This window comes from Serratia sp. CY71090, from assembly GCF_052166845.1.
GTDB classification, from domain to species: Bacteria; Pseudomonadota; Gammaproteobacteria; order Enterobacterales; family Enterobacteriaceae; genus Serratia; species Serratia nematodiphila.
In genome coordinates, this window is sequence record NZ_JBJNOA010000006.1 from 22,210 (window position 1) to 43,327 (window position 21,118).

Here is a 21,118-nt window from a genome sequence, read left to right on the forward strand (position 1 = left end):
ACTTCTGACCCATGGACTTTTCCCGCTTTTTCATCGACCGGCCGATCTTCGCCGCGGTGCTGTCGATACTGATTTTTGTCGCCGGGGTGATAGCCATCCCGCTGCTGCCGATCAGCGAGTACCCGGACGTGGTGCCGCCCAGCGTGCAGGTGCGTGCAGAATACCCGGGCGCCAACCCGAAAGAGATCGCTGAAACGGTGGCCACGCCGCTGGAAGAAGCGATCAACGGCGTCGAAAACATGATGTACATGAAATCGGTCGCCGGTTCCGACGGCGTGCTGGTGACCACCGTCACCTTCCGCCCGGGCACCGATCCCGATCAGGCGCAGGTGCAGGTGCAAAACCGCGTGGCGCAGGCCGAAGCGCGCCTGCCGGAAGACGTGCGCCGCCAGGGCATCACCACCCAGAAACAGTCTCCGGCGCTGACGCTGGTGGTGCATCTGGTATCGCCTTCCGGCAAGTACGACTCGCTGTACCTGCGCAACTACGCCACCCTGAAGGTCAAGGATGAGCTGGCCCGTCTGCCGGGCGTCGGCCAGGTGCAGATCTTTGGCGCCGGCGAATACGCGATGCGCATCTGGCTCGATCCGAACAAGGTCGCCGCGCGCGGGCTGACCGCCTCCGACGTGGTGAGCGCCATGCAGGAGCAGAACGTGCAGGTCTCCGCCGGCCAGCTCGGCGCGGAGCCGATGCCGACGCGCAGCGACTATCTGCTGTCGATCAACGCCCAGGGGCGCCTGCAAACCGAAGAAGAGTTCGGCAACATCATTCTCAAGAGCGGTGATAACGGCGAGATCGTGCGGCTGCGCGACGTGGCGCGCATCGAAATGGGCTCCGGCAGCTACGCGCTGCGCGCCCAGCTCAATAACAAGGATGCGGTCGGCATCGGCATCTTCCAGTCGCCGGGCGCCAACGCCATCGAGCTGTCGGACGCGGTGCGCGGCAAGATGGCCGAGCTGGCGACCCGCTTCCCGGACGGCATGAGCTGGAAGTCGCCATACGACCCGACGGTATTCGTGCGCGACTCGATCCGCGCGGTGGTAGATACCCTGCTGGAAGCGGTGATCCTGGTGGTGCTGGTGGTCATTCTGTTCCTGCAGACCTGGCGCGCCTCGATCATTCCGCTGCTGGCGGTGCCGATCTCCGTGGTCGGCACCTTCGCCGCGCTGTATCTGCTGGGCTTCTCGCTCAACACCCTCAGCCTGTTCGGGCTGGTGCTGGCGATCGGCATCGTGGTGGATGACGCCATCGTGGTGGTGGAAAACGTCGAGCGTAATATCGAAGAGGGGCTGTCGCCGCTGGCGGCGGCGCACCAGGCGATGCGCGAGGTCTCCGGCCCGATCATCGCCATCGCCGTGGTGCTGTGCGCGGTGTTCGTGCCGATGGCGTTCCTTTCCGGCGTCACCGGCCAGTTCTACAAGCAGTTCGCCGTCACCATCGCCATCTCGACGGTGATCTCCGCCATCAACTCGCTGACCCTGTCACCGGCGCTGGCGGCGCGCTTGCTGAAGCCGCACGGCGCGCCGAAAGACCTGCCGTCGCGCCTGATCGACCGGCTGTTCGGCTGGCTGTTCCGGCCGTTCAACCGCTTCTTCGCCAGCGGTTCGCAACGCTACCAACAGGGCGTCTCCCGCGTGCTGGGCCGGCGCGGCGCAGTGTTCGTCGTCTACCTGCTGCTGCTGGCCGCCGCCGGCGTGATGTTCAAGACCGTGCCCGGCGGGTTTATCCCGACGCAGGACAAGCTGTATCTGATTGGCGGCGTGAAGATGCCGGAAGGCGCCTCGCTGGAACGCACCGATGCGGTGATCCGCAAGATGAGCGCCATCGGCCTGAGCGTGGACGGCGTCACCGATGCGGTGGCCTTCCCCGGCCTGAACGCGCTGCAGTTCACCAATACGCCGAATACCGGCACGGTGTTCTTCGCGCTGGAGTCATTGAGCACCCGTACCCGCACCGCGGCGCAGATCAACGCCGAGATCAACGCGCGCATTTCGCAGATCCAGGAAGGCTTCGCCTTCTCGATCATGCCGCCGCCGATCCTCGGCATCGGCCAGGGTTCCGGCTATTCGCTGTACGTGCAAGATCGCGCAGGGCTGGGTTACGGCGCGCTGCAGACCGCGATCAACACGATGTCCGGCGCCATTATGCAAACGCCGGGCATGGGGTTCCCGATCTCCTCCTATCAGGCCAACGTGCCGCAGCTGGACGCCAAAATCGATCGCGACAAGGCCAAGGCGCAGGGGGTGCCGCTCAACGCGCTGTTCAGCACGCTGCAGACCTACCTCGGTTCGTCTTACATTAACGACTTCAATCGTTACGGCCGCACCTGGAAGGTGATGGCGCAGGCCGACGGCCAATTCCGCGACAGCGTGGAAGACATCGCCAACCTGCGCACCCGCAACGATAAGGGCGAAATGGTGCCGATCGGCAGTATGGTCAGCATCGGCACTACCTACGGCCCGGATCCGGTGATCCGTTACAACGGTTTCCCGGCAGCGGATCTGATCGGCGACGCCGATCCGCGCGTGCTCTCCTCTACCCAGGCGATGGGCGCGCTGACGCAGATGGCCGGCAAGCTGTTGCCGAACGGCATGAATATCCAGTGGACCGATCTGAGTTACCAGCAATCGACCCAGGGTAACGCCGCGCTGGTGGTGTTCCCGGTCGCGGTGCTGCTGGCGTTCCTCGCGCTGGCGGCGCTGTACGAAAGCTGGACGCTGCCGCTGGCGGTGATCCTGATCGTGCCGATGACCATGCTGTCGGCGCTGTTCGGCGTGTGGCTGACCGGCGGCGACAACAACGTGTTCGTTCAGGTCGGGCTGGTCGTCCTGATGGGGCTGGCCTGCAAAAACGCCATTCTGATCGTCGAGTTCGCCCGCGAACTGGAAATGCAGGGCAAAGGCATCGTCGAAGCGGCGCTGGAGGCCTGCCGCCTGCGGCTGCGGCCGATCGTGATGACCTCCATCGCCTTCATCGCCGGCACCATCCCGCTGATCCTTGGCCATGGCGCCGGCGCCGAAGTGCGCGGCGTCACCGGCATCACGGTGTTCTCCGGCATGCTGGGGGTCACCCTGTTCGGGCTGTTCCTGACGCCGGTGTTCTACGTCACCTTGCGGCGCCTGGTGGCGCGCAAAGCGCAGCCGCAGACGGCGTAATCATCATCCTGAAATGCAAAAAGGTCGGGCAATGCCCGACCTTTTTTATGCGCTCCATCCGGCATTATTTACCGGCGGCTTCAGCCTCTTGCTCGGCGGCGTATTCCGCGCAGGCGCGCTTGTCGCCCCGCTCCAGCTCGGCCAGCGAGTCGGCCACGGTGTGGCGCGCCAGCACCGCGAGCGAAGCCTGCTCGGCCTCGTTCACCACCGATTTGAAATACCAGCAGGCGTTGGCGCTCACCAGGCAACGAGCCGGCACTTCAGGGCGGGAAGCCCAGATGCGCTTGTCGTCGATCACCGCCAGATAGATGTCCCGCAGGGTGATCTCTTCCGCCGGGCGGCCGAGGTGGATAGAGCCGTTTCGGCCCAGGGTGGAAACGATGATGCCGTCTTTGGTCAGCGGCACCATCAGTTTGCGGATAAAGCTGGGGTTGGCTTCCAGAGCGGCGGCGAGGGTGGCGCTCGTCGAACGCATGCCCTGCTTCTCAGCTACGGCGACGCTAAGGACCATTTGCAACGCTGTCGGAAAGCGAAAATCTAACATGTCGTTATCTCTGCGAGACGAAATACTCGGGTTTGGCCGGTGTGGCGATTGGCGCCGATAACACCGCTTAATTGCACAATAATATAACAAACGCAGGGGCTTTTTTGAAGTTTCGCCCAGCGATATCGCACGCAGACATTAGAACGATCGCAAACTTTTGGGCAGGCAGAAAACAGAAACCCGCGTCAATGTTAACGCCGCTCGCTTAACCGGGTTAAACGATCAGAACTAACACTGCCCGCGGGTTTAATTCGAATGTGGCGATCAGGCTCTGTTCAGCACCAGCTGGCCGTTTTTGTCCAACGGAATTTGCGTGCCCGGATCGTGATCCATGCGGATCTTGCCCTGCTGATTGCCGATCTTGTAGGTCACGTCATAGCCCAGCATTTTCTGGGACTTGTCGTAGACCGTTTTGCAACGCTGCTGAACGCTGGTGGTGACGTCGTTGTTCTGCATCGCCCCTTGCACCTGGTTGCCGGCGTAGCCGCCGCCCAGCGCGCCCACCACGGTCGCCACGTCGCGCCCGCGACCGCCGCCGAACTGGTGGCCAATCACGCCGCCCGCCACTGCGCCCAGCACAGAGCCGGCGATGCGGTTTTCATCCTGCACCGGTGCACGGTGCGTGACGGTGACGTTGCGGCATTCCTGACGCGGCGTTTTGATGGTTTCTTTAATCGGTGTGGCGGCGAGCACCTGCGCATATTGCGGACCGGCAGAAAAGACGTCCAGGCTGGCTACCGCGGCAATCCCCAGAGCGGCAGCGATACCAATTCCAACACCGGCTAACATTGACTTGTTCACAGGAAACCTCCTGAAAGTGTTACCACGCATTTTTTCCGGGGTCTGTTACCGGCTGGCACCGCGCTTATTATTTTGCGCATGGGCGGCTGGCGGTATCCCGGTTTACGGCGTGCGCGACGCGCCGTCTGTAAACGAGGTAAAGTCTGCACAATGATCTGAAGGCCCGCAATAAGACAAGGGGACCAAAAATGCGGGAAAACGGCCGTTTTCCCGTTGTTTAGGAGGAATCTTAAGAATTTTACCCATATCGGCGACAGCTTATGCTGAAGAATCAAGCAACCGCCGCCGATCGCCTCGCGCCGCCATAAAAAAACCCGCGCGGGCGAACCGGCGCGGGTTGGTCGACAAAGGCGGGATCAGTGCATCTTCAGACGCGGACGGATCACCCGGTTAATGCCGCCCACCAGCATCATCAGGCCGGTTTTGATGTAGCCATGCAACGCGACCTGATGCATGCGGTACAGCGAGATGTAGACGAAGCGCGCGATGCGCCCTTCCACCATCATCGAACCGCGCATCAGGTTGCCCATCAGGCTGCCGACGGTGCTGAAGCGCGACAGCGACACCAGCGAGCCGTGATCTTTATACACGTAAGGCTTCAGCGTCTGGCCGTTCATCAGCGCCAGAATATTGGTGGCGCAACGCGAAGCCATCTGGTGCGCCGACTGCGCGCGCGGCGGCACGAAACCGCCGCCCTCTTTCGGACAGGAAGCGCAGTCGCCGATGGCGAAGATGTTCGGATCGCGCGTGGTCTGCAGCGTCGGCTCCACCACCAGCTGGTTGATGCGGTTGGTTTCCAGGCCGCCGATGTCCTTCATAAAGTCCGGCGCCTTGATGCCGGCCGCCCACACCATCAGATCGGCGTCGATGAACTCGCCGCCCTTGGTGTTCAGGCCTTTGGCATCGGCGCTGGTCACCATGGTGTTGGTCAGCACGCGCACGCCCAGTTTGATCAGCTCCTGGTGCGCGGCGGCGGAAATACGCGGCGGCAGCGCCGGCAGGATGCGCTCGCCGGCTTCCACCAGCGTCACGTTGAGCGCGCTGTTGTCCAGGCCTTCAAAGCCGTAGCTGTGCAACTGCTTCACCGCGTTATGCAGTTCGGCGGACAGTTCAACGCCGGTGGCGCCGCCGCCGACGATAGCGATGTTGACCCGCTCTTTTTGCCCCGGCTGCGCCGAGAACTTCAGGAACAGGTTGAGCATTTCGTTGTGGAAACGACGAGCCTGATGGGGGTTATCCAGGAAGATGCAGTGCTCTTTCACGCCTGGCGTACCGAAATCGTTCGAGGTGCTGCCCAGCGCCATCACCAGAATGTCGTACGGCAATTCGCGCGCCGGCACCAGCTCGCCGCCCTGCTCGTCGCAGATCTGCGCCAGCTGCAACGTTTGCGTCTCACGGTTGATGTTGGTCAACGACCCCAGCTGGAAGCTGAAATGGTGATTGCGCGCGTGCGCCAGGTAGCTGAGCGCATCTACGCCGTCATCGAGGGAACCGGTCGCCACTTCGTGCAACAGCGGTTTCCACAAATGGCTGTGGTTGCGATCCACCAACGTGATCTCGGCTTTGTTCTTGCGGCCAAGTTTATGGCCCAGGCTGGTCGCCAGCTCCAGACCACCGGCGCCGCCGCCAACAATAACGATTTTCTTCTTTGGCGTTGTCAAAATAACCCCCTAAATGTGAACCATTTGTTATCCCAGGGTAAATAAATAATATCCTTAGAATACATAGGGTTCGCTTAAAATAAATCGGCTCTCTGCAGCCAGAATAGCATGTGAGGTTATTTGGTCATACCAAAATTGACGTACATCAAATTTTTTTGGTTAAAGGCTGGACGCGGGGATTTTTTGGGGATTGTGATTCAAATAGTTAGCGCTGAGTCACAGTTTTAAATTTTGCCGATTGCCACACAGAATCTTGCTTTGGCGTACAAAAAAGCCGCACTTTCCGCCGGTGAAAAACGGGGCGCGCGGCTCGCGGCAGCGTTATGAAACTGTTAACCCAGCGCCTTGAACGCCTTGAGCCGCTGCAGATGCGGAGAGATGTTTTTGAACTTGTGCGTCTGCTGTTCATCCCACACGATCTCGTAGTAGTGATGCAGCAATTCGGCGCTGCGCCGGTTATCCAGCACCTCGTCGTGGCGCGACAGCACCACCAGACAGCGATCGCGGTTTTTCTCGCGGAAATCCTCCACGCACTTGGTGGCGATATCGCGATACTCTTCCGGCCGGTCTATCTTGCCGTGCATGTGCTCTTCCGGGTACAGGTTGGGATTGAACATCGCCTGGCGAATGCCGCACAGGAAGCCGATGCGCTCCGCCCAGAAGCCGCCGAGGCCAACCCCGCAGATCAACGGGTGCGCATCGCCGCCCTGCTGCACCGCCTTGTCCACCTCTTTCAACAGATGCTGCATGTCGTGACGCGGATGCAGCGTGCTGTAGCTGATAAAGCGCACGTCCGGATCGATAAACTGCAGCTGTAATACCTTTTCATGATTGCCGGGACTGGTGGAATCGAAGCCGTGCAAATAGATAATCATGTGGATCCTCGCAACAAGCCAAGGGCCGCGGGCGCGGCCCTCATCATTTCCGCTCTGCGCCGCGATGCGGCACCTGGATTCACCCTTGCGAACGCTGCTTGTGCTCCTCCCAACGCTCGCTCAACGCGCTGAGCGCCTTGTGCGCCTGCTGCCAGCGCTCGGAGTCGCGCAGTTCCTGACGGGTGAACTGACCGCGATGATATAACCGCTTCACCTTCTCTGCTTTGACCGGGGACAGGTTATCCAACACGCTGACCGCACCGGCGCGGTTGTTGCACACCAGGATCATGTCGCATCCGGCATCCAGCGCCGCCTGGCCGCGCTCGGCGTAGCTGCCCATGATGGCGGCGCCTTCCATCGACAGATCGTCGGAGAAGATCACGCCGTCGAAGCCCAGCTCCTGACGCAGGATCTGCTGCAGCCAGTAAGGCGAGCCGCTGGCCGGACGCGGGTCCGCTTCAGTATAGATGACGTGGGCCGGCATGACGGCGTCCAGCAGCTGGCGGTTGATCAGCTCGCGGAAGATCGCCATGTCGTGCTCGCGGATCTGCGCCAGCGGCCGCGGATCGCGCGGGGTTTCCTTGTGCGAATCGGCGCTGACGGCGCCGTGCCCCGGGAAGTGTTTGCCGGTGGTTTTCATGCCGGCGCTGTGCATGCCGAGGATAAAGCGCTCCGCCATCGCCAGCGCCTGCGGCGGATCGCTGTGGAACGAACGCTCGCCGATCGCCGCGCTGCCGTGGCCGATGTCCAGCACCGGCGCGAAGCTGATGTCGATATCCTGCGCGATCATCTCCGCCGCCATCAGCCAGCCGGCCTCCTGCGCCAGACGGCCGCCTTCCTGCGCATCGTGCAACGCGGCGAACGACTGCGCCGCCGGCAAACGGGTGAAACCCTCGCGGAAGCGCTGCACACGCCCGCCCTCTTGGTCTACCGCCACCACCAGCCGATCGTGCGAGGCGGCGCGGATCTGGCGCACCAGCTCACGCAGTTGCTCCGCATCGTGGAAGTTACGGGTAAACAGGATCAATCCGCCAACCAGCGGGTGTTTCAAAATCTCGCGTTCCTCTGCATCCAGCTCGTAGCCGGCGACATCTAGCATTACTGGGCCCACGGGCACCTCACTTCATTTTGTTCGTTCAGAATTCGGATGATGATAAACAGAATCGCCGGCGCACCGCAGCGCCCCAGCGCAAAAATTCAACGTCGCCGCTCTGCTGCCAGCGCACTTCAAACCACAGCAGCATCAGATAATCCACCCACGGCAGCCAACGGCGCACCTGCGCCTGCAACCGGGCGACGTCGCGATAGCCCTGATGCGCGTAGTGCTGCAAAAAGCGCTGCTGCTGTTCGGCCGACCAGCCGTTGCTGCGAAACAACGCGGCGATATCCAGCGCTATGTCGCCGTCGGCGGCATACTCCCAGTCGATCAGCCGCAGCTCTTCGCCCGTGGTGAGCAGATTGCCCGGATGGATATCCATGTGCAGCGGCGCCAGGCGCAGCGGCCGTGGCAAGGCGCTGCGTAAAAAATGACGCTGCAGGCGCAGCCAGGCGGGGGTTAAACGCCGCGTATCCAGCAGCTGCCAGTAGCGGAGGAATTGCCGCCGCAGATCCAGCCGGTAACCGCTGAGCGGCCGCCGATGCAGCGTCGCCACCATCGCCGCCAGCTCGCCGCGCTGATTCAGCGCGTCAAATTCGGCATTTGTGACGACGTCACCTTCAAGCCATTCGAGGATAAGCCACTGATTATTCTGTGCGAAAACCCGTGGCCCCAGCCCCGGCGCACAGCGACGCAGAACCTGCGCTTCCCGCCGCCTGCTCACGCCCAGCGCGCGTTTCTCCGCGCTATGTTGCCGCGCCAGCAGCGTGACGCCCGAACCGTCGATGCGCCAGCTCTCGCCGGTCAGCCCCTGCACCGGGCTGAAATGACAACCGGCGGTATTCACCGCCGGCAGTCTGGTTTCCATCAATCGTCGCAGCGCGGCCTCAGCGTTTAACGGCGCCATTGCCCGACCAGACGATCTCGCCGGTTTGCACCAGCATCAGCTGCATATCCAGCGCCGGTGACTTCACGTCGCCGCTGACATCGCTGTACAGCACGTACTGCGCGCCGACGATGCGCGCCAGGCCAATCGCCTTACTGCGCGAGCCGAAGCTGTCATCCGCCGACAGGCCCAGCGTTTGTCTGGCGCTGGTCAGCTTCGCTTCCGGCACCACGCTGAAAGTGGAGTTCGACGCCAACGCCTTGTACAGTGCCGCGGTGGCTTTGCCCATCTGCAGCGAGCCGTTGGTGTTGTTCTTGACGCTGTCCAGCAGCAGCACGCTGCCGGCCGTGACGCCATCGGCCTTCAACATCTGCCCCACCAGCGGCTGCACGCTGCCCAGCCAGTCGAGCTGCTGGATTTTCGGCGGCTGCGGCACCGGCTCGGTAGTTGGCGGCTGCGGCTGCTCGATCGGCGGCGTCGGCTGATCCGGCTCGACGGTGACCGGCGGCAACGGTTGTTCCGGCTCAGGCGGGCGCGACAGACAGCCGCTCAGGGTTAATGCGGCCAGCGCCACTAAGACGTGCTTTTTCATGCTTTTTCTCCAAACCTGGCAAGCGCTTACAGGTACAGATACAGACGCGCGCTTTTAGCGTCCAGATTGCCGTTAATCGAGTAGATTTTGGCGTCCGAGTCGGGCGCCACCACGATCTCACGCGGTTTCTCGAAGGGGCGAATATCCAGCCCCTGCGCGTCGTACCAATAGAAACGGTAATGTACGGTGACCGGCGTCGGCTGACTGTTATTGAGCACCGAGGTTGCCATCACCCGCCCGGAAGCGTTCGAAATCGAGGGCGTGTCGGCCAGAATACCGGCGGTCAGCACCGAGGGATCCATCACCACCGTCTGCCCTTGGTTGACCGCGATGCCGGGCGGTGAGCTGCATCCCATCAACAACGCGGCGGGCAGCGCCAACGCCATCAGACCACGCAGAGTTTTTTTACCGCGCATGATTTCCTCGCTTAACGTGACAGCAGCGGCCCCAGCGAGCGGCCACCGACCAGGTGCATATGAATATGATAGACCTCCTGACCGGCGTGGCGGTTGCAGTTGACGATCAGGCGGTAGCCGTCCTCGGCGATGCCTTCCTGTTCGGCGATTTTCGCCGCGGCGGTGATCATGCGGCCCAGCGCGGCTTCGTGCTCCACGGTCACGTCGTTGACGGTTGGGATCAGCACGTTGGGAACGATCAGCACATGGGTGGGCGCCTGGGGGGAGATGTCACGGAAAGCGGTCACCAGTTCATCCTGGTAAACCACATCAGCAGGGATTTCACGGCGGATAATTTTACTGAAAATCGTTTCTTCGGCCATCTGGCGTTCCTTGTTTTACACAATTAGCTGTACGCAGTATGAGTGACAAATTCTACTGCTTTCAACCTGATTGCGCACTTTCCACGTCGAGTGCTGCAGATTCGCGCAGCCCGGCCCCCCGCTTGTGCATCTTTTCACTTTGGTTATTCACTATTGTTGCTTTACTTGCCCCGCGCCGCCGCCAATAGTAACTCCATGATTAACAAAGGATAGAGGGCGTTATGTTACCGAGAATTTCGGCGCTGTGCGCGCTGTTGCTGAGCGCCGCCGTGCAGGCGGCCCCGTCGGGCGGTATCGACCTGCAGGCTAACCGACAACCGATACACGCAGAGAAGAATCCCGCCGCTATCGCGCTGATCCCGGCGAACTTTCACTTCGCGGTGCCAGGCAAGCTGACGGTGGCGGTGGCATTCGAGAACTCCCCGCCGCTGGCGCTGTTCGCCGAAGACAATAAAACGCTGATCGGCAGCGATCCGGACATCGCCCGCCTGGTGGCCGATAGCCTCGGACTGGAACTGAATCTGGTGCCCACCTCCTGGGAAGATTGGCCGCTGGGCATCAGCACGGGCAAATACGATGCGGCAATCTTCAACATCGCCGTCACCAAACAGCGTAAAACCAAATTCGACTTCGCCACTTACCGAGTGGACACTCTGGGCTTTTACGTCAAATCCACCAGCCACATCACCGCGATCAACCGGCCGCAGGACGTCGCCGGGCTGCGGATCATCGTCGGATCCGGCACCAATCAGGAAAACATTCTGCTGGGATGGGATAAGCAAAATCGCGCCGCCGGGCTGCCGCCGGTACAGCCGATCTACGTGACCGACGACGCCGCCACCAACCTCAGCATTCAGTCCGGGCGCGCCGATGCGTTCTTCGGCCCCCACTCCACCGGCGCCTACAAGGCGGCGCTGACCGGCAAAACCAAAATGGTCGGCATCGGCCCCAACGTGGCCTATGTCGCGGTCACCACCAAAAAAGGCAACGGGCTGGTGAACGCCGTCAACGCCGCGATCAATGGCGCGATCGTCAGCGGCGAATATGCGCAGGTGCTGGAACGCTGGGGCGAGGGCGACGAAAAGGTCGAGCGTTCAACCATCAACCCGCCGGGCATCGGCGACTAGCCAAGATAGAATTGAAAAATACATTAAAGCTGTCGCACTAACTATAGTAACTAGGCCATCCCAGTGGCCTAGTTAAAGAATAATTATTAAAATGGCATTCCACCTAAGTTTCGCTTCAGCAATGCCTGAACCCTTGGACGTCCACCGCCAGCTGAAACAAACTTCAATCCCCAGCGGTATATTTCAGGCAGAAAATATCTATCTTCTGATAACTGATCAACATCCTCATAAATAACTCCAAGCTCTCTAAGGGAGTTCAACAATTCCAAATTAAGCCCTACTTCAATCGGATTAAATGGAACTTTTTTATACTCCTGCGGAATAGAGTCCAAACTCTCTTTCCAAAGATTAAGTATTTTAATTTCGTTAGCAGCCTCGCTAACTTTTTCATCGCTACAAGCTGGCAATGACTTTCTTATAGCCTCAGGAGCTAAAACTCGGTCGGGCCACAAGTCAACTTTGATACCATGACTTTGAGCCTTAATCATTATGTCCGCAGAAAACTTAAGAAATCTAACCAAGTCCCTGGCTTGCAAACGTCCATTTAGGTCGCACAACGCTGCAAAAACCCATCTAGCAGTATGTGCTTCCTTTGAGGTATCTCTCCCCAGTTTTTTTCCCCAAAGTAATTCAAGCTTAGAAAGTAAATAATCTAAATTATGAGTTTCAGCCTCATCAGCATTTGCTCCTATCAGGCCGGCTTTGCCACAAATCCAATAAGCTAGGCGAAGGAACGACTCCGGAGTCCACTCCAATCTAAACTGTTGAAATCTGGAAACATATTGAGCTACATTTTGTTTTATAACAGCTTGAACATAGTCTGCACGAATGAAACATATAAACCCGATCTTCCGATCATTAAGATCCGCAAGTATATTAGGGAAATGCAATAAAGCTCTAATTGCATTCCTTTGCGATTCGTCATTTTCCGGACTATCAAATAAATCCTCAATACCATCTATAAGTAAAACTATAGATTTATTCTCTTTAACTAACCACTCATTCAAGACTGCTAATGATGAAAACTCGCCTCCAAACTCTGACAACAGGAGTTCTGTCCAGAAATTATCCCAATCAGTTTTTGGTTCACCAAGGGCATTTTTAATACCAGAAGCTGAGAGATTCAAGCCTTGCTGACCATCTATGGCAAGACTATCCATGCAATCCTTTCTGGCGTTCCGGATCTCTTTGCTCATGACATCATTAATATTAACTGAACACAACCACGGATAAATAATCGCATCAGCTGAAACCGAAATATTATTATTTATTTTTTTTAAAAATGCAGACCATGTTCTCGTCATGCAAACTTGTAAGTAGGTAAATGTTTTACCAGCTCCTTTAGCACCTATTGAAACTATATTTGGCAACTCTTCAGTATAGTTTTTGGCTAAATTTCTTAGAGGATCAGTTACGAGCATATCATTGGTATTCGCATTTTCTGCAAACTGGAATTTATAACAAGTATTATATAGTTCTAAAGCATTACTTGTATCACCCGCATTGCCACCTTTACTTTCTGATAAGAAATCAGGCACCAAGCTATTATTATAAGAATTAGCCCAAGATACCGCCACATCATATAAAGATGAAGAAGATAATTGTTCTAATGCATGCCTTACAGAATTAATACTCATCAACGACTGGTTAAAATCAGCCTCTAACAACTCAATTCCAGAGGTCAACATATCACTTTCATGAGCTGGATATGCATTGTTGAGACACTCTGTTGCTTGTGTATAGACAGGCAATTGTCTTAATTGATTGGTCAACAAGCTAATTATCACTGATGGTTTTGCTATTTCACGTAAAGAGTCTGGCAGAAACTCATGCGAAGAATGTACGCGCTTTAGAATTTCTGACATCCCCTTAACTGACTGTGGAGCCACAGTAGTTACAAAAAAATGTTCTATTCTGGGATCAAAAAGCACAGGACTGGCTAACTCACTCATTCCTGCCCTTAAATCAATAAAGACAACATCAACACCTAAACGCTCTCCCAAAAACTTCAAGCTATCACTCAACACTAGCGGATTACTTAAGTTCTTTGAAATATGCTCAGGAGTTACTGGCATGTCCATCACCGCTGAAACATCCAGTGCAGCCGGCAATATAAATATTTCTTTATTGGCCCCACCAACATTAATTGATGTCTTCTTCAGCTCATTGCAAAAATAGTCAATTGTCTCATCTTCTTCTTTCTCATTAGAATAGTGTAGTGCCTCTATAAAACTCAAGAAAGATACTGTTGGGGGCGTTTCATTATCTAACCAGAAACTTATGCCAGGGGCTTCCATATCAGCATCAACAAGAAGTATCTTAGCCTTATCCTTTGAATTTAAAACGGCAGTTGCGTAAGTCATCAAAGAAGTTGTTCTACCCACCCCCCCCTTGAAAGAATGGAAAGCCACAACTTTTGGCCCACCACTCCACAAGTCAGGATATCCAACTTTATTAACTGGACTATAAACCTGCTCTTTCCACAGAGGATAATTTATATCGACAGAGTCATTATCATTTGCATCCGTATAATTCAGAGATACATAATATTTTCTTCCACCAATATCTAATTTTATATAACATCCAGTATCACTTACAAAACTCCTTCCAAATAGCGAACCTAGCCATGTTAATACATCATTCACCTCACAATGATACTCTACCTCCATACAATCATGATAATGGAATATATTTTTAATAAAACTAGGCATATCCGTTTTGTTTTTCGTTCTATTCTTTATAAGCCTTTCAACATCCAGCCACGTTATCAATTTACACGCATGAAATACTGACATTATCGCAGCTCCTTACTAATCCATTGATTCATATTTAACAATTTACTTTCAACTATGGCATCACTAGATCCACCAGTATCAAGCAATTTACCGCCATAACGCCAAACCTGATTTAACTCACCTACTCCACATTTTCTTATAATGTCTTGATTTTTTATTTTGCAGACACTTAGAGTTAAATCACTAGGAATATGGTGCGCAGAACTCAAATTAACCAAAGTTGCTATCTTATTGATGTTATGCTGTAGATTTCCGGCGATATTTTCATCAATCACATCCTGACCTTTACTTTTAAGATAAACTGCTTTTAAACCACACTCGACAGCATAAAAGAGCAATAACTTATGAGGGTTAGATCTCGGCGTTATATTTGCAACTCTACTTGCTTCTCGCCAAGCATTTGTTAACTCTCTTAACGTAAACGGTATCTTTGCCATGTCCATATCTCAGATAAATAAAAGATGTCAACCAACGATAATATATAAATAATAAAATCTTTTCATGTCAATATCCAGCTAAATCACACCGAAATACCATCTATAATTCTATAAACTAGAATCATAGAACTGCATCCACTCGGCCAGCGAATCCAACGTTGGCCGCAGCGATTTGCCCAGCGCGGTGACCTGATACTCTACCCGCGGCGGCACTTCGGGAAACACCTGCCGCGTCACCAGGCCGCGCTGTTCGAACAGCCGCAGCTGGCGCGTCAGCTCCTTCTGCGCAATGGGCGCCACCGCCCGCTGCAGCTCGCTGAATCGCACCGGGCCGTCGATCATGATCAGCCGGTACAAGATCGGTATCGCCCATTTACCCGACACCAGATTGACGAAGTCCACCATCGGGCAGGGTTCGCCCGCCGTCGGCAACGCCGCCAAATTATTTTCCGCCGCTAAGGGCGCTTGCGCCGTCATTTCATCCCTCCTCGTCCTTTAGTATCCAAAAGGTGCCTACTATGCAAAAGGAACTATAGCGCAAATAATGCCGCAACAGACGCTAAAGAGGAATCGGTTATGTCACGACTGCAAGGCAAATACGCATTGATTACCGGCGGCACCAGCGGCATCGGGCTGGAAACCGCTCGCCAGTTCATCGCCGAGGGCGCTTTGGTTGCGATCACCGGCCGCAGCCAACGCGCCCTGGACGCGGCGGGCCAGGCATTGGCGGGCAAGGCGCTGTTGCTGCTGAGCGACGCCGGCGACATCCCACAGCAGCGCGCGCTGGCGCAGCAGTTGGAGCAGCGGTGGCCGCGGCTGGACGTGCTGTACATCAACGCCGGCGACGTCACGCATCGCCCGCTGCAGGAGTGGGATGAGCAAAGCTATCAGCGGCTGATGGACATCAACCTGAAGGGGCCGTTCTTTCTGATCCAGGCGCTGCTGCCGCTGCTGGCCAACCCTTCTTCGGTGATCCTGTGCGGTTCGGTCAGCGCCCATATCGGCCTGCCGCAGAGCAGCGCCTACGCCGCCAGCAAAGCCGGTTTGTTATCGCTGGCCAGAACGCTCTCCGGCGAGCTGCACGCGCGCGGCATTCGCGTCAACGGCCTCAGCCCCGGACCGACCGAAACCCCGGCATTGGGTAAACTGGGGTTGGCGGAAGCGGACGAGCGGGCCTTGCGCGACGATATCCGCGCGCTGGTGCCGATCGGCCGCATGGGCAGCGCGCTGGAGCTGGCCAAAGCGGCGGTGTTTCTGGCGGCGGACGAGTCGGCCTTTATGGTCGGCGCGGAGCTGCAAATGGACGGCGGCGTGGGGAATTTATAATTTAGCGACGCGGCCGCGCCCCGCGCGGCCCGCAAGATCACCCCAGTCCAGGGATATCGACGCCGAAAGTCTGCAGCAGCAACACCACGTTGAGCAGCACGATCACCACCGTGCCGACCACCGCCGCCAGACTGGTCCAGCGGCCGTTGGCGAACTCGCCCATGATGTCGCGGCGGCGGGTGAACATCACCAGCGCGATCATCGGCGCCGGCAGCGCCAGGCTCAATATCACCTGACTGTAGACCAGCGCGTCGGTGGCGTTGACGCCCATCGCCACCACGATAAACGCCGGTACCATGGTCACCAGGCGGCGTACCCACACCGGGATGCGGAAGCCGACGAAGCCCTGCATGATCATTTGCCCGGCCATGGTGCCCACCACCGAGCTGGAAATGCCGGAGGCGATCAGCGAAGCCAGGAAGATGCCGGCCGCCGCCGCGCCGAACAGCGGCGTCAGGGTATGGTAGGCGGTGCCGATTTCGGCCACGTCGCTGTTACCGGCGTGGAAGGCGCTCGAGGCCATGATCACCATCGCAATATTCACCAGCCCGGCAAGCGCCAGCGCGATCACCACTTCAATATTGGAAAAACGCAGCAGCTTGCGCCGCTCGCCGTTGTCGCTGGCCGGGCTGCGGTGCTGAGTCAATCCCGAGTGCAGGAAAATGGCGTGCGGCATCACGGTGGCGCCGATAATGCCGACGGCGATGGTCAGCGCCTGTGCGTCCGGCAACTGCGGCGTCACCATGCCGAGGCCGGCCGCCTGCCAGTCCACCGGCACGATGAACATCTCCACCAGGTAGCACAGCGCAATGATGCCCACCAGGCCGCCAATCATCAGCTCGACCGGGCGGAAACCTTTCTTTTCCACCATCAACAGCGCATAAGTGATCACCGCCGTCACCCCCATCCCCGCCAGCAGCGGCATGTGGAACAGCAGCGCCAGCGCGATCGCCCCGCCGAGAAACTCCGCCAGATCGGTGGCCATCGCCGCCACTTCGCTGAGCAGCCACATGCCGATCACCACCGGCCGTGAAAACTGGTCGCGGCACATCTCCGCCAGATTGCGGTTGGTGACGATGCCCAGTTTGGCCGACAGCGCCTGGAACAGCATGGCGATCAGGTTGGCCATCACCACCACCCACAGCAGGCTGTAGCCGTATTTCGCCCCGGCCTGAATGTTGGTGGCGAAATTACCGGGATCCATATAGGCGATAGAGGCAATCACCGCCGGGCCGGCGAACAGCAGCGGCGTGAAGGCGCCGCGCTTGCGCCCGGCAAGGGCGGCGCCAATCGCGATGTTGGTCCGTTCGGTTAACGATGAGGGGGGTGCCGCGTCTCGCATGAAGTACCCTTAATCTTTTACTGGTTATTTTTCCACCGTTCATGCTGACAATGTAGCATCGGCTACACTTTATGCAACAGGCGAAATTAATGGGCTTTGTGTAGAGATATTTCTAACTACCACAATGCATGGCATCGAATTGATAATGTGTGCTATTTGGACTAACTTAGGGCAACCCTCCCGCATTGCCGGGAGACGCCATTTTTATGCTTACAGGACGCCCCACGCTATGGTTACCCGCGCGCCAGATAACGCCGACCGCCACGCCCAGACCGATATGCCGGACGAGGCCGAGCACGCCCTGCGTTTTAGCCGCGCCCGCGAAGCGCAGTCCAATGCGCTGATCGAAGATTACGTTGAGCTGATCGCTGATTTGCTGCAAAGCACCCGTGAAGCCAGAACCACCGATATCGCACGCCGCTTCGGCGTGTCTCACCCGACGGCGATCAAAAATATCGCGCGGCTCAAAAGCGCTGGGCTGGTGGAATCGCGCCCTTATCGCGGGGTGTTTTTAACCGAGGAAGGCGAGCAGCTGGCGCAGAAGGTGCGCCGCCGCCACCGCATCGTGGTCGATCTGCTGATGTGCCTCGGGGTGCCGAGCGAAACCGCCGAGCTGGACAGCGAAGGGATTGAACACCATATCTCGGACGAAACGCTGGCGGTGTTCGAGCATTACCTGCAAAAGCACGCCAAACCCTGAGCCCCGGAGCGCCGATGAGCTACGCCGTGCAGCAAAGTCATGATCTGCGCCTGGTGGTTTTCGCCGAGGCCGGGCCGATGTTGAAAGACGAAAACGACGTCAGCCTGTTTATCGCGCCCGCCTTTGAACACGAGGCCGGGATGATTGCCCTCCCCGTCAACCGCCTCGACGCCGCCTTCTTCCAGCTGAGGAGCGGCGTGGCCGGCGCCGTATTGCAGAAATTCATCAACTACCGCCTGCGCGTGGCGCTGCTGGGCGATATCACTCCCTGGCTGGCACAAAGCAACGCGCTACAAGATTTTGTGCGTGAAGCCAATCGCGGCGAACAGGTCTGGTTCCTCCCTTCTCTCGCTGAACTAAATCAGCGCCTTGGCGCCTGACGACGGGCAATAAAAAAGGGAGGCTTTCGCCTCCCTTGGTAACTCCCCTGCCTGAATCAGTGATTACGGATGTATTCGTCCATATCGGTTTTCAGGTTGTCGGACTTGGTGCCGAAGATGGCCTGCACGCCGGAGCCAGCGACGACTACGCCGGCTGCGCCCAGTTTCTTCAGGCCCGCCTGGTCAACTTTGGACACGTCGGCCACGCTGACGCGCAGACGGGTGATGCAAGCATCCAGGTTAGTGATGTTTTCTTTGCCGCCGAAGGCCTGAACCAGCGCCGCGGACATTTCGGAACCGCCCTGCGCAGACTGCTCGGCAGCGGTGTCTTCACGGCCCGGCGTTTTCAGATCCAGCTTGGCGATCAGCACGCGGAAGATGGTGTAGTACACCAGACCGTAGACGATGCCGACGATTGGGAACAGCCAGATTTTGCTGCTATTGCCGCTCAGTACGATAAAGTCGATCAGGCCGTGCGAGAAGCTGGTGCCGTCACGCATGCCCAACAGGATGCAGATTGGGAACGCCAGACCGGCCAGGATAGCGTGGATCACGTACAGGATCGGCGCGACGAACATGAAGGAGAACTCGATCGGCTCGGTGATACCGGTCAGGAACGAGGTCAGCGCGGCGGAGATCATGATGCCGCCGACTTTCGCGCGGTTTTCCGGCTTGGCCGAGTGCCAGATGGCGATGGCCGCAGCAGGCAGACCGTACATTTTGAACAGGAAGCCGCCGGACAGTTTGCCCGCGGTTGGGTCACCCGCCATATAGCGAGGGATGTCGCCGTGGAACACCTGGCCCGCCGCGTTGGTGAATTCACCAATCTGCATTTGGAACGGTACGTTCCAGATGTGGTGCAGACCGAACGGCACCAGAGCACGCTCAACCACGCCGTAAATGCCGAAGGCTACAACCGGGTTCTGGTAAGCCGCCCATTGCGAGAAGGTCTGGATAGCCGTACCGATCGGCGGCCAGATGAAGGACAGCACTACGCCCAGAACGATCGCCGCCAGACCGGAAATGATCGGCACGAAACGCTTACCGGCAAAGAAGCCCAGGTATTCCGGCAGTTGAATGCGGAAGAAGCGGTTGAACATATAGGCCGCGATGGCGCCGGAGATAATCCCCCCGAGCACGCCGGTATCCGCCAGGTGTTTGGCCGCAATCTCTTCAGCCGGCAGGTGCAGCACCAGCGGCGCAACCACCGCCATGGTTTTCACCATGATGCCGTAGGCCACCACCGCCGCCAGCGCGGAAACGCCGTCGTTGTTGGTGAAGCCCAAGGCGACGCCGATGGCGAAAATCAGCGGCATGTTGGCGAAGACCGAACCGCCCGCTTCCGCCATCACGTGGGAGACTACCGCAGGTAGCCAGCTAAAGTTGGCGGAGCCGACGCCCAGCAGGATACCTGCGATAGGCAACACGGACACCGGCAGCATGAGCGATTTACCTACTTTTTGCAGGTTTGCAAATGCGTTCTTGAACATAGTTGAGTGTGCTCCTGAGTAATAATGCTTTGCTACTTCTTGTCGCGATACGTCGCGCTGCAAGGGGGGGAGAAAAACCCCTGCAATTCAGGGTGTCTGAGCACCCCTTGAATTTATTACGCAGAGTAAAATAAATAGCCTGCGCAATGTTTGATGACAATCACGTTTCGATGATCGAGCCGCGGCAACTTTGCATAAACCGGCGTTTTTTTGACAAAACAGAGCAAAAAACGCGCACCAACCACCTTGAAACGGGAGGGAACCTTACCCGTTTCAGTGATTAATTACGAGCTTAAAAAAAATTACGCAGACAATGACCTACAGCTATAGCCTAGGTCAAAGATCACAGATCGAGGTGAAATAAGCGTGAAAAGTTGGCGGTGGTGGCTTCGGCCAGCTGTTCCAGGCTAACGCCCTTCAATACCGCCATGTATTCAGCCACATCGCGCACATAGGCGGGTTGGTTTTCTTTGCCGCGATGCGGCACCGGCGCCAGGTAAGGCGAGTCGGTTTCCACCAGAATGCGATCCAGCGGCACGTAACGTGCCACTTCGCGCAGCTGTTCAGCATTGCGGAAGGTCACGATGCCGGAGAAAGAGATGTAGAAGCCCAGATCCAGCAAGGCTTCGGCCGTGGCCAGATCTTCGGTGAAGCAGTGCAGCACGCCGCCGCAGTCCTGTGCATTCTCTTCACGCAGGATCGCCAGCGTGTCCGCGCGCGCGTCGCGGGTGTGGACGATCACCGGCTTGTTCAGATCCCGGCCGATACGGATATGCTCGCGGAAAGAGTCCTGTTGCAGCTCAAGATTATCCTTCTGGTAGAAGTAATCGAGCCCGGTCTCCCCCAGCGCCACCACCTGCTTCGCCGCCGCCAGGCGACGCAGCTCGGCGTAATCATAGCCCTCTTCCAGATTGAGCGGATGCACCCCGCACGAGAAGGCCACGTCGTTACGCTCGCCGATCAGTTCGGTCATGGAACGGTAGCCCGGCAACGTGGTGGCGACCGCCAGCACATAGCCGACGTCGCGCGCTTTGGCCTTGGCCAGCGCGTCGTCCACATTCTGGTGCAGCGTCTGATAATCCAGACTGTCAAGGTGGCAATGAGAATCGACTAACAACATAATTTTTAACTCT

Annotated in this window: 20 protein-coding genes; 5 read left to right on the top strand and 15 right to left on the bottom strand. The window is 57.5% G+C overall.

Annotation, left to right across the window (positions count from 1 at the left end; genetic code table 11):
- The first annotated feature begins 11 nt into the window (after positions 1 to 11).
- Positions 12 to 3,155, top strand: a complete 3,144-nt coding sequence (gene sdeB, locus ACJ8OK_RS12500) for a multidrug efflux RND transporter permease subunit SdeB (protein ID WP_048322921.1) — start codon at positions 12 to 14, stop codon at positions 3,153 to 3,155.
- 64 nt (positions 3,156 to 3,219) lie between these two features.
- On the opposite strand, the gene ACJ8OK_RS12505 is transcribed toward sdeB, so the two are convergent.
- The 9 genes from ACJ8OK_RS12505 to hinT all read right to left on the bottom strand — a co-directional run bounded on the left by ACJ8OK_RS12505 (position 3,220) and on the right by hinT (position 10,388).
- Positions 3,220 to 3,699 (bottom strand): RrF2 family transcriptional regulator, encoded by a 480-nt coding sequence (locus ACJ8OK_RS12505; protein ID WP_015377469.1) that lies wholly within the window; start codon positions 3,697 to 3,699, stop codon positions 3,220 to 3,222.
- 264 nt (positions 3,700 to 3,963) lie between these two features.
- Entirely contained in the window at positions 3,964 to 4,500 is a 537-nt protein-coding gene (locus ACJ8OK_RS12510) for a glycine zipper 2TM domain-containing protein (protein ID WP_004928798.1), read from the bottom strand.
- Positions 4,501 to 4,856: 356 nt separating this feature from the next.
- Positions 4,857 to 6,161: an NAD(P)/FAD-dependent oxidoreductase gene (locus tag ACJ8OK_RS12515; RefSeq protein WP_004928794.1), complete on the bottom strand. Its 1,305-nt coding sequence runs from the start codon at positions 6,159 to 6,161 to the stop codon at positions 4,857 to 4,859.
- Positions 6,162 to 6,493: 332 nt separating this feature from the next.
- Positions 6,494 to 7,036, bottom strand: a complete 543-nt coding sequence (ycfP, locus tag ACJ8OK_RS12520) for an alpha/beta hydrolase YcfP (protein WP_015377468.1) — start codon at positions 7,034 to 7,036, stop codon at positions 6,494 to 6,496.
- Positions 7,037 to 7,115: 79 nt separating this feature from the next.
- Positions 7,116 to 8,135, bottom strand: a complete 1,020-nt coding sequence (gene nagZ / locus ACJ8OK_RS12525) for a beta-N-acetylhexosaminidase (RefSeq protein ID WP_021504926.1) — start codon at positions 8,133 to 8,135, stop codon at positions 7,116 to 7,118.
- A 37-nt stretch (positions 8,136 to 8,172) separates the two neighbouring features.
- Complete coding sequence (thiK, locus tag ACJ8OK_RS12530; RefSeq protein ID WP_048322918.1) at positions 8,173 to 9,039, bottom strand: thiamine kinase; 867 nt, start codon at positions 9,037 to 9,039, stop codon at positions 8,173 to 8,175.
- On the bottom strand, positions 9,020 to 9,610 hold the full coding sequence (gene lpoB, locus ACJ8OK_RS12535) for a penicillin-binding protein activator LpoB (RefSeq protein ID WP_156865495.1): 591 nt from the start codon (positions 9,608 to 9,610) through the stop codon (positions 9,020 to 9,022). Before lpoB ends, thiK begins: the two co-directional genes overlap by 20 nt.
- A 26-nt stretch (positions 9,611 to 9,636) precedes the next feature.
- Positions 9,637 to 10,026: a YcfL family protein gene (locus ACJ8OK_RS12540; RefSeq protein WP_015377465.1), complete on the bottom strand. Its 390-nt coding sequence runs from the start codon at positions 10,024 to 10,026 to the stop codon at positions 9,637 to 9,639.
- 11 nt (positions 10,027 to 10,037) lie between these two features.
- A complete protein-coding gene (hinT, locus tag ACJ8OK_RS12545) occupies positions 10,038 to 10,388 on the bottom strand; it encodes a purine nucleoside phosphoramidase (protein ID WP_004928776.1) in 351 nt (116 codons plus the stop codon).
- A 221-nt stretch (positions 10,389 to 10,609) separates the two neighbouring features.
- On the opposite strand from hinT, the gene ACJ8OK_RS12550 reads away from it, so the two are divergent.
- Positions 10,610 to 11,515 (top strand): transporter substrate-binding domain-containing protein, encoded by a 906-nt coding sequence (locus tag ACJ8OK_RS12550; protein WP_049277620.1) that lies wholly within the window; start codon positions 10,610 to 10,612, stop codon positions 11,513 to 11,515.
- 86 nt (positions 11,516 to 11,601) lie between these two features.
- On the opposite strand, the gene ACJ8OK_RS12555 is transcribed toward ACJ8OK_RS12550, so the two are convergent.
- From ACJ8OK_RS12555 to ACJ8OK_RS12565, 3 genes are all read right to left on the bottom strand, one after another.
- Positions 11,602 to 14,310 carry a ParA family protein gene (locus tag ACJ8OK_RS12555; protein WP_274985364.1) on the bottom strand — a complete coding sequence of 903 codons (2,709 nt, stop codon included), beginning with the start codon at positions 14,308 to 14,310 and terminating at the stop codon, positions 11,602 to 11,604.
- Positions 14,310 to 14,747, bottom strand: a complete 438-nt coding sequence (locus tag ACJ8OK_RS12560) for a hypothetical protein (RefSeq protein ID WP_274985363.1) — start codon at positions 14,745 to 14,747, stop codon at positions 14,310 to 14,312. The genes ACJ8OK_RS12555 and ACJ8OK_RS12560 overlap by 1 nt, the downstream gene beginning before the upstream one ends.
- A gap of 108 nt (positions 14,748 to 14,855) precedes the next feature.
- Positions 14,856 to 15,224, bottom strand: a complete 369-nt coding sequence (locus tag ACJ8OK_RS12565; protein WP_274985362.1) for a winged helix-turn-helix transcriptional regulator — start codon at positions 15,222 to 15,224, stop codon at positions 14,856 to 14,858.
- A gap of 99 nt (positions 15,225 to 15,323) precedes the next feature.
- On the opposite strand from ACJ8OK_RS12565, the gene ACJ8OK_RS12570 reads away from it, so the two are divergent.
- Positions 15,324 to 16,073, top strand: coding sequence for an SDR family oxidoreductase (locus tag ACJ8OK_RS12570; protein WP_311266308.1), 750 nt, complete (start codon positions 15,324 to 15,326; stop codon positions 16,071 to 16,073).
- Between the two features lie 37 nt (positions 16,074 to 16,110).
- On the opposite strand, the gene ACJ8OK_RS12575 is transcribed toward ACJ8OK_RS12570, so the two are convergent.
- Positions 16,111 to 17,415: an Nramp family divalent metal transporter gene (locus ACJ8OK_RS12575; RefSeq protein WP_442530615.1), complete on the bottom strand. Its 1,305-nt coding sequence runs from the start codon at positions 17,413 to 17,415 to the stop codon at positions 16,111 to 16,113.
- Between the two features lie 229 nt (positions 17,416 to 17,644).
- Between ACJ8OK_RS12575 and mntR the strand changes: the two genes are divergently transcribed.
- Together mntR and ACJ8OK_RS12585 are read left to right on the top strand one after the other, a co-directional pair.
- Entirely contained in the window at positions 17,645 to 18,115 is a 471-nt protein-coding gene (gene mntR, locus ACJ8OK_RS12580) for a manganese-binding transcriptional regulator MntR (protein ID WP_016928182.1), read from the top strand.
- 14 nt (positions 18,116 to 18,129) lie between these two features.
- A complete protein-coding gene (locus ACJ8OK_RS12585) occupies positions 18,130 to 18,495 on the top strand; it encodes a DUF4180 domain-containing protein (protein WP_442530616.1) in 366 nt (121 codons plus the stop codon).
- Between the two features lie 56 nt (positions 18,496 to 18,551).
- On the opposite strand, the gene ptsG is transcribed toward ACJ8OK_RS12585, so the two are convergent.
- Both ptsG and ACJ8OK_RS12595 read right to left on the bottom strand, forming a co-directional pair.
- Complete coding sequence (gene ptsG / locus ACJ8OK_RS12590) at positions 18,552 to 19,985, bottom strand: PTS glucose transporter subunit IIBC (RefSeq protein WP_015377458.1); 1,434 nt, start codon at positions 19,983 to 19,985, stop codon at positions 18,552 to 18,554.
- A 343-nt stretch (positions 19,986 to 20,328) separates the two neighbouring features.
- Positions 20,329 to 21,105 carry a metal-dependent hydrolase gene (locus ACJ8OK_RS12595; RefSeq protein ID WP_048322894.1) on the bottom strand — a complete coding sequence of 259 codons (777 nt, stop codon included), beginning with the start codon at positions 21,103 to 21,105 and terminating at the stop codon, positions 20,329 to 20,331.
- Positions 21,106 to 21,118: the final 13 nt, after the last annotated feature.

Bases quoted from the DNA above. Each gene is read 5' to 3' on its own strand.
- sdeB (WP_048322921.1), top strand. From the start codon at position 12: ATGGACTTTTCCCGCTTTTTCATCGACCGGCCGATCTTCGCCGCGGTG.
- ACJ8OK_RS12505 (WP_015377469.1), bottom strand. From the start codon at position 3,699: ATGTTAGATTTTCGCTTTCCGACAGCGTTGCAAATGGTCCTTAGCGTC.
- ycfP (WP_015377468.1), bottom strand. From the start codon at position 7,036: ATGATTATCTATTTGCACGGCTTCGATTCCACCAGTCCCGGCAATCAT.
- nagZ (WP_021504926.1), bottom strand. From the start codon at position 8,135: ATGCTAGATGTCGCCGGCTACGAGCTGGATGCAGAGGAACGCGAGATT.
- thiK (WP_048322918.1), bottom strand. From the start codon at position 9,039: ATGGCGCCGTTAAACGCTGAGGCCGCGCTGCGACGATTGATGGAAACC.
- lpoB (WP_156865495.1), bottom strand. From the start codon at position 9,610: ATGAAAAAGCACGTCTTAGTGGCGCTGGCCGCATTAACCCTGAGCGGC.
- ACJ8OK_RS12540 (WP_015377465.1), bottom strand. From the start codon at position 10,026: ATGCGCGGTAAAAAAACTCTGCGTGGTCTGATGGCGTTGGCGCTGCCC.
- hinT (WP_004928776.1), bottom strand. From the start codon at position 10,388: ATGGCCGAAGAAACGATTTTCAGTAAAATTATCCGCCGTGAAATCCCT.
- ACJ8OK_RS12550 (WP_049277620.1), top strand. From the start codon at position 10,610: ATGTTACCGAGAATTTCGGCGCTGTGCGCGCTGTTGCTGAGCGCCGCC.
- ACJ8OK_RS12555 (WP_274985364.1), bottom strand. From the start codon at position 14,310: ATGTCAGTATTTCATGCGTGTAAATTGATAACGTGGCTGGATGTTGAA.
- ACJ8OK_RS12560 (WP_274985363.1), bottom strand. From the start codon at position 14,747: ATGGCAAAGATACCGTTTACGTTAAGAGAGTTAACAAATGCTTGGCGA.
- ACJ8OK_RS12565 (WP_274985362.1), bottom strand. From the start codon at position 15,224: ATGACGGCGCAAGCGCCCTTAGCGGCGGAAAATAATTTGGCGGCGTTG.
- ACJ8OK_RS12570 (WP_311266308.1), top strand. From the start codon at position 15,324: ATGTCACGACTGCAAGGCAAATACGCATTGATTACCGGCGGCACCAGC.
- ACJ8OK_RS12575 (WP_442530615.1), bottom strand. From the start codon at position 17,415: ATGCGAGACGCGGCACCCCCCTCATCGTTAACCGAACGGACCAACATC.
- mntR (WP_016928182.1), top strand. From the start codon at position 17,645: ATGGTTACCCGCGCGCCAGATAACGCCGACCGCCACGCCCAGACCGAT.
- ACJ8OK_RS12585 (WP_442530616.1), top strand. From the start codon at position 18,130: ATGAGCTACGCCGTGCAGCAAAGTCATGATCTGCGCCTGGTGGTTTTC.
- ptsG (WP_015377458.1), bottom strand. From the start codon at position 19,985: ATGTTCAAGAACGCATTTGCAAACCTGCAAAAAGTAGGTAAATCGCTC.
- ACJ8OK_RS12595 (WP_048322894.1), bottom strand. From the start codon at position 21,105: ATGTTGTTAGTCGATTCTCATTGCCACCTTGACAGTCTGGATTATCAG.